General features: G+C 40.4%; 11 protein-coding genes, 2 pseudogenes and 1 other annotated feature. Of the genes and pseudogenes, 8 read left to right on the top strand and 5 right to left on the bottom strand.

Annotated features, from left to right (window positions below; translation table 11 throughout):
* Positions 1–40 precede the first annotated feature (40 nt).
* The 3 genes from HNR31_RS15190 to HNR31_RS15200 all read left to right on the top strand — a co-directional run bounded on the left by HNR31_RS15190 (position 41) and on the right by HNR31_RS15200 (position 2,675).
* Entirely contained in the window at positions 41–1,033 is a 993-nt protein-coding gene (locus tag HNR31_RS15190; RefSeq protein WP_181557048.1) for an aliphatic sulfonate ABC transporter substrate-binding protein, read from the top strand.
* A gap of 13 nt (positions 1,034–1,046) precedes the next feature.
* Positions 1,047–1,844 carry an ABC transporter permease gene (locus HNR31_RS15195; protein ID WP_181557049.1) on the top strand — a complete coding sequence of 266 codons (798 nt, stop codon included), beginning with the start codon at positions 1,047–1,049 and terminating at the stop codon, positions 1,842–1,844.
* Positions 1,845–2,510: 666 nt separating this feature from the next.
* Complete coding sequence (locus HNR31_RS15200) at positions 2,511–2,675, top strand: hypothetical protein (protein ID WP_181557050.1); 165 nt, start codon at positions 2,511–2,513, stop codon at positions 2,673–2,675.
* Between the two features lie 35 nt (positions 2,676–2,710).
* Here the strand turns inward: HNR31_RS15200 and HNR31_RS19480 are convergent.
* The 5 genes and pseudogenes from HNR31_RS19480 to HNR31_RS15220 form a co-directional block, all read right to left on the bottom strand.
* Positions 2,711–3,171 (bottom strand): annotated as a pseudogene (locus HNR31_RS19480) (transposase); the annotation flags it as partial.
* A gap of 118 nt (positions 3,172–3,289) precedes the next feature.
* A complete protein-coding gene (locus HNR31_RS15205) occupies positions 3,290–3,802 on the bottom strand; it encodes a GNAT family N-acetyltransferase (RefSeq protein ID WP_181557051.1) in 513 nt (170 codons plus the stop codon).
* Between the two features lie 126 nt (positions 3,803–3,928).
* Positions 3,929–4,895, bottom strand: a pseudogene (locus HNR31_RS15210) (IS1595 family transposase).
* 636 nt (positions 4,896–5,531) lie between these two features.
* Positions 5,532–7,220 (bottom strand): arginine--tRNA ligase, encoded by a 1,689-nt coding sequence (argS, locus tag HNR31_RS15215; protein WP_181557052.1) that lies wholly within the window; start codon positions 7,218–7,220, stop codon positions 5,532–5,534.
* 41 nt (positions 7,221–7,261) lie between these two features.
* Positions 7,262–7,480, bottom strand: a binding site (T-box leader).
* A gap of 45 nt (positions 7,481–7,525) precedes the next feature.
* Positions 7,526–8,599, bottom strand: coding sequence for an undecaprenyldiphospho-muramoylpentapeptide beta-N-acetylglucosaminyltransferase (locus tag HNR31_RS15220; protein ID WP_181557053.1), 1,074 nt, complete (start codon positions 8,597–8,599; stop codon positions 7,526–7,528).
* A gap of 317 nt (positions 8,600–8,916) precedes the next feature.
* On the opposite strand from HNR31_RS15220, the gene HNR31_RS15225 reads away from it, so the two are divergent.
* From HNR31_RS15225 to HNR31_RS15245, 5 genes are all read left to right on the top strand, one after another.
* The gene (locus tag HNR31_RS15225) at positions 8,917–9,639 is read left to right on the top strand and encodes a polysaccharide deacetylase family protein (RefSeq protein WP_181557054.1); all 723 of its coding nucleotides are present in this window, start codon (positions 8,917–8,919) and stop codon (positions 9,637–9,639) included.
* 12 nt (positions 9,640–9,651) lie between these two features.
* On the top strand, positions 9,652–10,248 hold the full coding sequence (locus HNR31_RS15230; RefSeq protein ID WP_181557055.1) for a DedA family protein: 597 nt from the start codon (positions 9,652–9,654) through the stop codon (positions 10,246–10,248).
* 12 nt (positions 10,249–10,260) lie between these two features.
* The gene (locus HNR31_RS15235; RefSeq protein ID WP_181557056.1) at positions 10,261–11,400 is read left to right on the top strand and encodes an MGDG synthase family glycosyltransferase; all 1,140 of its coding nucleotides are present in this window, start codon (positions 10,261–10,263) and stop codon (positions 11,398–11,400) included.
* A gap of 264 nt (positions 11,401–11,664) precedes the next feature.
* Entirely contained in the window at positions 11,665–11,811 is a 147-nt protein-coding gene (locus HNR31_RS15240; protein ID WP_181557057.1) for a hypothetical protein, read from the top strand.
* 32 nt (positions 11,812–11,843) lie between these two features.
* On the top strand, positions 11,844–12,959 hold the full coding sequence (locus HNR31_RS15245) for a D-alanine--D-alanine ligase (RefSeq protein WP_181557058.1): 1,116 nt from the start codon (positions 11,844–11,846) through the stop codon (positions 12,957–12,959).
* Positions 12,960–12,973: the final 14 nt, after the last annotated feature.

The raw sequence follows: 12,973 nt of genomic DNA on the forward strand, positions 1-12,973 counted from the left end.
ACGTTTCATATCATTACCGAATGAAAGAGGGATCTTCACGATGATTTCAAAGATATATAAAGTCGCCTTCATTTTTCTGATCGTTGCCGCAATTGGGATTCTCAGCAGCTGCAACCGCTCGGCTTCCACAGCGTCAGAAGTGAAAACCGTAAAACTCGATTACGCTTACTACAATCCAGTTAGTCTAGTATTGAAAGAAAAGAAATGGTTGGAGGATGAACTGCAGAAGGACGGCATCGAAGTCGAATGGGTTTTCAGTGCTGGAAGCAATAAAGCGTTAGAGCTATTGAACAGCAAGAGCATCGATTTCGGTTCGACAGCAGGCTCCGCTGCTCTGCTCGGAAAGGCGAATGGAAACCCGATCAAATCGATTTATGTTTATTCCAAACCTGAATGGACAGCATTGGTTGTACGTGCGGGTTCCCCTATAGAAAAGGTAAAAGATTTAAAGGGGAAAAAAATCGCTGTCACACGTGGAACGGATCCTTACATCTTTTTGCTACGGGCGTTGGATACTGCGGGATTGAGCGAAAAAGACGTGGAAATCGTTCAGCTGCAACACCCTGACGGTAAAACTGCCCTAGAAAAAGGAGATGTGGATGCATGGGCAGGACTTGATCCATATATCGCACAGACGGAGATAGAGAAGCACTCTAAGCTGTTTTTCCGCAACGCGGATTGGAATACGTATGGATTCCTGAATGTCAGGGAAGCCTTCGCGAAAGACCATCCTGAGATTGTGGAAAAAGTGCTGAAAGCTTATGAAAAAGCTAGAAAATGGGCGATCGAGAATCCGGACGAATTTGTGAAAATCGTGGCCGCGGAAAGCAAACAGAGCGAAGAAGTCACAGCCAAAGTGCTCAGCCGTACAGATTTGACCAACCCGGTCATCGGCGAAGTCCACAAGCAGACAATTGAAGCGGCTGGTGAAATCTTGCTGAAAAGCGGCGTCATTGACAAATCCGTGGATATAAAGAAAACGATCGACGATTTAATCGATCCGCAGTATATAAAACATATCGACAAGAATTAAGGGGGGATTGCGGTTGCGTCAATGGAACAAAAATTTTGTGATCACCGGAATGGGTCTCATCGTTCCAATATTTATTGTAATCTTGTGGCAGATTTCTTCGATTAACGGTTGGATCGCCGCAAATATCATGCCTTCCCCTTTGAAAATCGTTTCCACCATTGTGGATTTGTTTCGCGAGGGCGAACTTCTAGAACATGTCGGAATTACATTATACCGGGTAAGCATGGGATTTCTGCTCGGTACGGCTCTAGCTTTATTGTTTGGAGTGTTGAACGGATATTTTCGTACAATTCGATATTTGTTAGATCCTCTTATTCAAGCGTTGCGCAATATCCCTTCCTTGGCCTGGGTGCCGCTGTTTATTTTATGGATGGGCATTAGTGAGACTTCAAAAATATCATTAATTGCTTTGGGCGTCTTTTTCCCGGTTTATCTAAATTTAGTGTCCGGCATTCAAGGAGTGGATCGCAGGCTACTGGAAGTGGGGTGGGTGCACGGTTATCAAGGTTGGAGATTGATTCGCCATTTTTTTCTTCCGGCGGCCCTTCCTTCTTTCATTGTCGGACTACGAAGCGGTCTAGGATTAGGATGGATGTTTGTCGTAGCTGCAGAGATTATGGGGGCAAGCAAAGGATTGGGGTTTCTTCTGACTGATGGTCAAACGACGGGGCGTCCGGCGATCATCATTGCCAGCATTCTATTGTTTGCGTTGCTTGGAAAATTGACCGATTATCTTCTGGAGCTGGCAGGACGCCGAATTCTCCGTTGGCAAGATAGCTACGAATCGTTTGGAAGGAGAAAAGCATTATAAATACGACAAGAGGCAAAAATATTTGGACAGTCTGAAAGTGGGATTAATGTTCAGTCTACTGTTAATATTAGGATTACCAAAATCTCTAATGATATTACTAGGTGTTGGCGAGTGGGACTTTTTAGGCTCTTCAACGTTTTATACTCAATCCAAAACATTTTATTCTGGTGGAGAAGACCTTCTAAATCAGAAGAAGACATCACTTTTAACGATACAGTAGCTTCTTTTGAACTATCTAGTAAGGGAGGAACATGTGCAGTAACGTTCAATGTTCGAAGTTTTGTTGATGGAAATAGAAAAATTAACAAATCCATCATATAGTGCTTATACAGAGTGGTATGATTAATAAAGGGGAAATTTTTTCATCCAATAGAGTAGGGGAAGCTATCTCTGACCACTCTTCTTATAGAGTTCATACGCACGGATCTTCGCATACAGCTCTTCCCGCTAATCCTTGCCGGGAGCAGTATAGAAAGACTGATTTCTCTATTAAATTAAGGGGAGGAATCAGTCTTTTTTGTGTAAAAAATATATTCAGATTTGTTATTGGACTTAATAAATCATGTTTTCCTGATGCTACCTCTAAATTAGCCTGTCCTTTCTATGTTAAAATCATTAAAAAATCGAGTACATACTAATTTTTAATTTAAGGAGGTTCATACAAAATTGGATGATAAAAAGAAACAGATCCAAAAACAGATCCAAAAAAAGTATAGGGAGATAAAACAGCAAGGAAAAGAAGATGAAAATACTAGTAAAAAAGAAGTGTTTATTGTTGTTGCTATCGTTGTTTTATTTATTCTACTGAATTCCCTTTTCAAATCATTCTAAATAGTTTTTTATTCTATAAAGATGGTGTTGTAAAGCTAGAGTAAAAACTCGAAGTTATGCATAAGAGTGCAGCATAACACATGCAGTAAATATCGCTGAAATTCATACCATCGCGGCTGTTCCAGAGCGTCATTTTTTAGATCATTAAATATCCATTCTATCTCATAGCGAAGCCCAAACAGCCATCGGTCAAACCTCGTCTTCAAAAAGTATAGAAAGAACCAGTCCATAGGTATTTTTCTATTCCTCGTTGTTGCGACGGTTGATGGGGGAAATCAATAGGATTTCTGATTGTTCTTCTGTCTGACGGGCCTTTTCGCTGTCATATGCAGCATCGCCTAGTGTTCATTTGATTCTCCGCTTCGGCAAAGAAGAAAGCAGTTCTGGAGCCACTGCGGCATTATTCCGATTTGCCGTTGTGCCAACACAGAGATAAGATGATTCCCTTGACAGCGGTACAGAGATGAATCTTATATCCTTTAAACCAATGGTATCGGTTAATCATACTTATTCACCTATCTTTAATTTTACAGAGTAAAGACCGACCTCTTTTGCCATTGAATTTATTAAACTATCGAATCCTGTTAGTTGAAAATATTTGTAGTTCCATTAGATTAGCTGAGGATTTTATAATAGAAAATAGTTGCATGCAATTCGCCACTTGCAGATTTCGCATAGTTAGGAATCCGTCCAGCCTGAATATAACCTATTGAAGCATAAAGATGATTAGAAGGGTCTCCTTCCCTTGTATCGAGAACTAATAATGACCTCCCCTCCTGTTTTGCTCTTTCTTCAGCCTTTTGCATTAGTGAACGACCAATGCCATTCCGTCGATAATTAGGATGTGTCATTAATTTTGCGATTTCGGCTCTATGACCACCGTTCTGTTTAGTACATAAATGCAACTGTACACTTCCGACGATCTGATTGTTTATTTTAGCGACAAATAGAATCACTTCAGGGGTTAATACGTTTTCCCAATATTTTTTAGCATCTGAAAGTTTTAATGGTGGTAAAAAGCCAATCGACGCACCGTCTTCTACTACCTGTATCAGAAGTTCCGAAAGCTCATCAATATGTTCTTCAATTGATTTTAATTGTTCAATTTTCACATCACTAACCAACATCATCACCTCAAATTAGTTAAGCTATCTTCTTTAATTTAATACGAAGAATTTTTTTCTCACAACAACAATGTTAGATATTATTACAAGCACCATATGAATTACTGCTCTTTAATGAAACAATGATAATCATATTGAAAATTTAGCAAGATGAATGTTTTCATAAGTATCATTCACCTCAAAGGAGAAAGAAGATAGTGGCATATCTTTAATATTCTGCTTGGTGGATTCATTTCCTCGTTTATCCACGAATCAAAATCGAGCCAAATAGTTCTCAAGGTACTTACTTGCAGCATCTTTAAGCGTTCACTCCATTGTTTTAAACGACTGTGAACACCGTTCACAGCCTGAATGTGGTAGCTGCCCTTAATGGCGTGCGTACCGTTAGACTTGATGAGATAATGCTTCAAGACTTTCTCTTTTGCGTAAATCTTAATAAGTTCTCCAAGCATTTGTAACCAATACATTATCGCTATGAAGTTTAGAGATGATGGCTTTGTCCTCTTGAGTTTTTAACCCATACAAGTCACTTTGGATACCGTGGATGTGGCTCGGTCACGAGCCGCAAGAACACTAATACCTCGATGTTTTGATTTACCACGCGTTGGCGAGACTTGCGAGCTGTAACATCATGTTTGCCTTTTTGGGAGTAAGAAAGTAGGTTTCATCCACTTCAACGATACCTTCAAATTGCTCGAAGTCTATTTGTTTTAACGCATTGAGCAGCTTGTAAAAAGCGTAACTCAAGTAACCCCTACGATTTCGGCAGATTTTCGTAGAGAATATCCCTTAATCATAAGCAATCCACTCATTGTTTTTACGAGTGCGATAGAGAGCAGTATGTGGCATATCAATTAAACGTTTTGCGACAACACTTGCATTTATAGCGTTGGCGACCATTGTATTTCCCGAAACGGACAACGAACTCACTTGCACAATGAGGACATTCAACTCCTCCTTGAAGCGAATTTCATGCAATTTATCAATCAGCCGGTCACCGACAGAACATAGCGTTTAAGCCATTGCTCGGCTTCCTTTTTTTGCGTAGGATCAATGTGCCTAAGAATTTAAGCAAGTTGTTGAATAACTTACTTATGCCCCTGCTAACCTCCTCGAAGCGTTCGTGTTCATTGGTTATAACATATTTTAGAAAAATAATTGCCTTTAACAGAATCTAACTAAACGATGCTCCATTAACGGCATATGGTGGCGATGATCCCATCACTGCTTTAAAAAACTGCTCCCGAACCTTCGAGGCATGTCTATAGCTGCCATGAATGATTGTTTATTTCCTTATATTTTCATCGTATGAGCTGGTATTGTGTCATCGACGTGTGAACATCTCCAACTCTATATATCTGAAATAATTGCTCTTTGGTTATGGGGATAGCCTAATCATTTCTTGAATTGAATGGAGAATGTCGATACTCGTGTAATGATCGTTGGAGGGAGTGGCGATTTTTCGAGAGGTTTTGATACAGCCGAAGATATAAATGCTTACTATCTAACTATACAGGTGGTATTTGGACAAATCGGGTTGATCGAATGGCTCCTTTATTTCAGAAAAGAAAATAATATTTTTTGAATAACTTCACTATTATGGTCCGCTTATCTATAAGTTCATGTTAAATGCTATATCCTTTATAAACTTCTGGCGCTTCTTATAGTCTCAAACATGGCATCTATATTTTACAGATGCCATGTTTGTTTTTTAGGATGTTCCCGCTCTTGCCTACATTTGTTCCGGCGTCTCAATTCCTAATAGCCGTAATCCTTCTTTTAATACAATGGCTGCCGCCTGAACCAAGGCAAGGCGCGAGTTCAGTTCTTCATCTTTGACAAGGATTTTTGTGTGGGCGTAATAGCTGTTAAACGCTTGGGCCAAATCGATGACATATTTAGCAATCAAAGAAGGATCGAGATGTTCGTACGCTTTTTCAATCACACTCGGGAAGGAAGCAAGCAGTTTGACAATTTTCCAACTTTCTTCTGTAGTTAGTCCGTGAATGGTGTTTGTCACTGCTGTTTGAGCGTTTCGAAGAATGGAACAGGATCTTGCGTACGTATATTGCACATATGGCCCTGTTTCGCCTTCGAATTTCAGCATGTCTTCAAGTGAAAATTCAATATTGTTCGTTCGTTCATGTTTTAAATCATAAAAGATGACCGCGCCAACACCGACTTGGCGTGCCACTTCTTCTTTGTTTTCTAAACCTGGGTTTTTTGCTGCGATATTTTGTTTTGCCAGCGCGATCGCTTCCTTGAGGGCATCTTCAAGCAAAATCACGCGGCCTTTTCTCGTTGACATCTTTTTGCCGTCCTTTAACATGAGACCAAAAGGGACGTGAACCATCGTTTTTGCCCAATCGAAACCAAGCTTTTCGAGCACGGAGAACACTTGTTGAAAATGAAGGCTTTGTTCACGTCCGACGACATAAAGGGCTTTAGCAAACTGGTATGTTTCATAACGGTAAACTGCTGCCGCTAAATCACGAGTTGCGTATAATGTCGCTCCGTCTGATTTTTTAATGAGGCAAGGCGGCAATTCTTTTTCGTCAAGCCGAACAACCATCGCCCCATCCGATTCGCTTAATAAATTTTGTTCCTCAAGCAAATGCACAATGTGCTCCATTTTGTCATTGTAAAATGCTTCTCCGTTGTAGGAGTCAAACGAAACACCCAGCAATTCGTAGATGCGGGAGAAGTCTTTTAAAGACTCATCACGAAACCATTTCCAGATCCGGTGTGCTTCCTCGTTACCGTCTTCCAGCTTTTTAAACCATGCCCGTCCTTCACTTTCAAGCTGTTTGTCTGTTTCTGCCTCTTCATGAAATTTTACGTAGAGGCTGAACAGCTCCTTAATGGGATTTTCTTTAATTTTGCTTTCATCGCCCCATCGTTTATAAGCAGCAATTAATTTGCCGAATTGTGTGCCCCAGTCGCCTAGATGATTAATTCTTACTGCCTTGTAGCCGCATTTTTCGGCGATGTTGGCGATGGCGCTTCCGATAACGGTGGAGCGGAGATGTCCCATGGAAAACGGCTTGGCGATGTTCGGTGAAGAAAAATCAAGGACAATTGTTTGTTCTTTCCCAAACGATAAATCGCCATAATGGCTGCCTTGTTGTAAAATGGCTTCAACGACTTGCTTGCTGACAGCAGCTTTGTCTAAAAAGACATTTACATAAGCACCTTTTGCTTCGACCTTCTCAAATAATGGATCATTCATTTTTACGGCAAACTCTTCAGCGATGAGAGCAGGAGACTTTCGAAGCGTTTTTGCCAGCGTAAAGCAAGGAAATGCTAAATCTCCATGAGATGCATATTTTGGAGTTTCAATCAGTTCATATGCTTGTTGTTCCGTAAGCTGTTCGTCAAGTGAATCAGCGATGCGTTTGGCAAAATAGACCTTATAGTTCATGTTTCCTCCTCCTTTGAATTAAACAAAAAAGCCCGTCTCTTGATAGAGACGAGCTCGTCACCCGCGGTACCACTCTGATTGTTCGATATGAACCAGCTTTTGTTGTTAACGAGGGAGTTCCCCGGCCAGTCCTACTGACCAATCAGCGTTCAGACAAGCATCTCCGAAGGGCGTTTCATTATATAGTCCACATCAGGCTTCCACCATCCCTGACTCGCTGGAGCTTTCTATATAACTACTCTCTTCGTCATCGAATTGGGTATTGACTTTTTTAGTATTATAATCTTTTTTCCGGATTTTTCAAGTTACTTTTTGCTTGATTCGTTAATCAATGCAAGGAGTTTGTTTAACGCATCGTTTGCCTCGGACTTATTCATATTATCAATGTATTTCTGTCTGCCTCGGTATAAATGATAAATGGCTTTTAATAACGATTCGTTTGTCAGTTCTTCTTCCAACAGTACTTCGGCGTATCCCGATTTTTGAAAGGAACGGGCATTTAAAATTTGGTCACCGCGGCTTGCCCCTTTCGGAAGGGGAATGAGAAGCATCGGCTTTCTCAATGTAAGAAATTCAAAAATCGAGTTTGATCCGGCGCGTGATAACACGATGTCCGCCATCGCCATCAGATGAGGCAGTTCTTCGTGGACATACTCGAACTGTTTATATCCTTTTTCATTCGCAAATTGAGCGTCGACATTTCCTTTTCCGCAAATATGAGCAATTTGGAAATCCGAAAGAAGTGTTTGTAGATTGGCACGCAATGCGTCATTAATGCGTTTTGACCCTAAACTTCCACCCATGACAAGAAGAACGGGCTTTCCTTTTTGAAACTGACAATACTCAAATCCTTGATTAGCGTCTCCCTTTTTTAATTCTTCGCGCACGACCGCTCCTACGTATACACCTTTATGTTCCTTGACATGACGGAGCGTTTCTGGAAATGTAACACATATTTTTGTCGCAAACGGCATCGCGATTTTGTTGGCAAGTCCCGGTGTAATATCGGATTCGTGAATGATGGTAGGAATGCCATTTAACCAAGCTCCGATGATTACGGGGACAGAGACAAATCCGCCTTTGGAAAACACGATGCTTGGCTTTTCTTTTTTCATAATTTGGTACGCTTGAAGCGTTCCTTTGATGACTTTGAACGGGTCCTTAAAATTGTTCCAATCGAAGTAGCGGCGTAATTTTCCAGTTGAAATAGGAAAATACGGAACATCTTTCACTTGAGAAACAAGTTCTCGTTCGATACCGTTATGTGAACCGATATAGGAAATATCCCAACCTTGTTCTTTCAGTTTGGGGATGAGTGCTAAATTGACGGTTACATGCCCGGCTGATCCGCCGCCGGTAAGGAGAATTTTTTTGTTCAATCTGATCACCTGTCTTTTATCATGATACAAAGATAGTGCCGCTTTCATTTTTTCCGTCTAGGCTCTCTCGGGCCAAATCATTGAAATCGCAGAAATCGGCGTAGAGCACGCGGTTTCGAGAGAAATGCGGCATTTGTGCTTTTCTAATTTGAAATATATGCCGATGAATCTTTGAATCTTTTCTTTTTATCACTCCGTATTGTATTATAGCAAAGAACAAGATGGAAATCTGCGAAAATCCTATAACTTACTATTTTTCAATGGATGTTGCTGCTGTTAAAGTGGAAGAGTAGAGGTCGAATAAAGAGGTGGAATCTATGATTTGGCTGATTGCTTTTTTGTGTTGCTTTTTATTTTATGGAATCATTCCGACGATTCTTATTCGTAAAACTGGTTTTCGCATTTATAGAAAAGGAACGCAGTCGGGAATGATTGCGTTAACGTTCGATGATGGTCCCGATCCATATTATACGCCTCGTCTGTTAGATATATTAAAAAAACACCAAGTGAAAGCGACGTTTTTTATTGTTGGCACAAAGGCGAAAAAATATCCCGATATCGTCAAGCGAATTCATGAAGAAGGTCACGAAATTGGGATGCATAACTATCGACATATTAGCAATTGGTTTGTATTTCCACCTTTTTTACAGAGAGGATTACGGAAGTCGGCAGAGGCGATTGAACAAATTACAGGGCAACGTCCAATTTATTATCGGCCGCCTTGGGGGCATTTTAATGTATGTACACTTCTTTTGCAAAAGAAGTATCAAACAATTATGTGGACCAATATCCTTGGAGACTGGAAGGTACATGTCGGTGTGATCGAACTGTTTCAGCGATTAAAAAACAGCTTGAAAGATGGAGCGATTATTGTTCTCCATGATAGCGGAGATACGTTTGGAGCTGATAAAAACGCTCCGGAAAATATGCTTGCGGCATTAGAATTATTGTTAAAGGAAGAGGGAGCAAGAAAAATGAAATGGGTAACGATTAGCGATATGATGAATGCGCAAACTAAAAAACAGATTTCATCTGTTTAGAGAGAGGGATGTATGGATACAAATATCATTTTTTCGTATATCCAGTCGTATGGGTACTTGATTATTTTCCTCTTCCTCTTTTTTGGAATTGTCGGTATTCCTGCTCCAGAGGAAAGCTTGTTATTTTTTCTTGGCATATTAATTGCTCGACAACAGTTACTGTGGGAATATTGTTTTGTTGTGAGCTGGTGTGGTGCTACAATAGGAATGATAACAGCTTATGGTGTTGGCCGATTTTTAGGCCAGCCTTTTATTAAAAGATATGGAAAGTATGTAGGGATTAAAGCGGAAAAGTGGGAGCGAGCGAATCAGTTGTTTCAAAAGTATGGAAAATGGGTTATTTTATTTGGATATTACGTTCCAGGTATTAGGCAAATTTCTCCATATATGTCAGGGGTTATCCAATTTCCGTTTGGTTCGTTTGTGTTGCTTGCTTCGATAGGTGCATTGTTATGGGTTGTTCCGATTATGTTAGTCGGAATGTTGTTGGGGCAACATGTTCATGTTCCACTCTTTTACCTTCCTTTAATCGGGATTGTGTTCTTCCTTTTGTTTTTGCTTGCTTTGTGGCTCAAGCAATTGTTTAGCAAAAAATCATTCGAAAATTAAAGGGAGCTAGCGATGATGAGAATTCTTGTATTACCGCTGTTTCAAATGAGTTCGGGCCATCATAAAGTCGCCGATACACTCATTGATTTTTTACAAAAACAATTTCCAACCGTCCTATGTAAAAAAGTAGATTTTTTAAGTTATTGTAATGAGTATATCGAGAAAGTTATTTCCGAAATGTATTTACGCTGGATTCGTTCACATCCTAAGTTGTATCATCATGTGTATAAAACGTTAATGTATCCGGATTTTGGACGGTTAGAATTCGTTCATCTCGAGCCATGGCTACCTTATTTTGAATATAAAATGAAAAAAATGGTAGAGAAGGAACAACCTCAGCTGATTATTTGTACACATTCGTTTCCGTCGCGGATTTTGCAGCGCTTAAAAAAGCGAAAGGTTGTTAAAGCGCCTGTTATCAATGTATATACAGACTTTTTTATGAATGGGATTTGGGGAAAGAGAGGAATTGATTATCACTTTGTGCCCCACGCCGACGCAAAACGAGAGTTAATAACGAAATATCATATTAAGGAAGAGCAGATCATTGTAACGGGCATTCCTGTTCATGAAAAGCTGATGTCAAAAAAGGTTGAAAATAGGGGGAAACGACGGCCTTTCCATCTTTTACTGGCAGGCGGCAATCAAGGACTAGGAAATATGATAGATTTTTTTGAAAAAATGGAAGGTTCTCGTGCCTTTCAATATTCTGTTTTATGTGGAACTAATAAGAAGCTTTACGAGGAAATTTCAAGTTGGAGGCAACCACATATTCGTCCGCTTCCGTATATATCAGATATTGAGGAAATGAATTGCCTGTATCATGAAGTGGATGCAGTGATTACGAAACCGGGCGGAGTAACGGTGAGCGAGGTATTGCATAAACGGTTACCGCTATTTACGATTGGGTATTTACCAGGACAAGAACAAATTAATTTGCGTTATCTAGAAGAAAAAGGGCTGATTTACAATTTAAGCGGCCTTGACGATTATGAGCAAAGAATCCTGCACGTGTTAAATGATGAAGTGGAACAAAATCGTTTTTATAAACGAATTGCTGAGTATTTTTCACAAATCGAAAAAACCGCTCAGGACGCCTTAAAAGAAATTGTTATGGTGTATGAGAGGGAAAATCACGTTCTCTTGAAATAACAAAAAACAGCACCATCTAACAGTGACAATAGAAGGTTAGATGGTGTTGTTTTTTCTAAATGATTAGAAATTATAAATTTTAATCGTTCATCGGTGTCTAGTTTCAGCGCCAAACCATTTTGCTGCTTGGATAAACATTCGTAAAAAACTTGCGCAAAGCATGGCATGACAACGTGATGCTTGAGAACTTTGTGCTCAAACCAGCTTCCTTGGAGCGACAAGCTGTCTAGCTGGTAAAGAGCGTTTGTCTACGCGGGAGCTTGGATGGCGACATTTCGCCGTTTGCCCGCAGGATGCGAGCAGTTTTTAGGCAAAATTGGGGCGCTTGAGCTTTTTTTATCAAGTAGCGAAACAACCTGTGTTGGTCATATAAAAGTATCATACGGGACGATGGAAAACGTGTTAAAATAAAGATTGTTGAAAAAAGATGAGGAGGAGCCCGAATGAAAACGAGACTTGGAATTTTATATGGCGGCAAATCGCCCGAACATAAAGTATCATTGCAAACGGCCATGGCGGTGATGAATGCCATTGATAAAAACAAATTTGATGTGATTCCTATTTATATTACAACGGAAGGACAATGGGTGAAAGGAGAAAAGTTGACGGGAGAAGTCAAGGATGTCAAGCAGCTTCAATTGAAGGCAGAGGAGAAGGCGATTTTACCCGTTGCTTTAAATCAAACACCGGTTGTAAAGGAAGCGGCTGCTGTAGTTGAAGGAACGAAGCAGCAAGAAGAAACCGTCATTGATGTGATCTTCCCGTTATTACATGGACCAAATGGCGAAGATGGCACCGTTCAAGGTCTGCTTGAGTTATTGAATATTCCTTATGTCGGAAACGGTGTGCTTGCCTCCGCCGTTGGAATGGATAAAGTGGTGATGAAAAACTTATTTGCGCAAGCGGGATTACGTCAAGCGAAATATGTGTCGTTTACAAAAAGCGAATGGAAAGAAAACGAAGAGGCAGCGTACGGCAAAGTGGAACAGGAGCTCGGTTATCCTTGTTTTGTCAAGCCAGCAAATGCGGGGTCGAGCGTTGGAATTACGAAATGTAAAAAACGAGAAGATGTAAAAGAAGCGTTTGCAGAAGCGTTTAAATACGACCGAAAAGTGATTATTGAAGAAGCAATCGTCGGTCGTGAAATCGAAATCGGTGTCCTTGGCAATGACAAGCCGATCTGTTCGGTTGTTGGAGAAATTGTGCCGAAAAAAGAATTTTACGATTATCAAGCGAAATATGAAGACGGGGATACGGAATTGATTATTCCAGCTAACGTTACGGAAGAACAATATGAAACGATCAAACAGATGGCGATTACGGCGTTTAAAGCATTGGATCTTTCCGGACTTGTTCGCGCGGACTTCTTCTTAACAGAAGACGGAGTCGCATATATTAACGAAATTAATACGATGCCAGGGTTTACACCGTTTAGCATGTTCCCGCTTCTTTGGAAACATAGCGGCGTATCTTATCCTGAACTTATTGAACGTCTCGTACAATTAGCGATTGAGCGTCATGAGGAAAAACAGACGATTACCTATACGTTTGAAGTTTAGAAATGAAGGGGATA

This window comes from Thermaerobacillus caldiproteolyticus (assembly GCF_013761245.1).
Classification (GTDB): domain Bacteria; phylum Bacillota; class Bacilli; order Bacillales; family Anoxybacillaceae; genus Thermaerobacillus; species Thermaerobacillus caldiproteolyticus.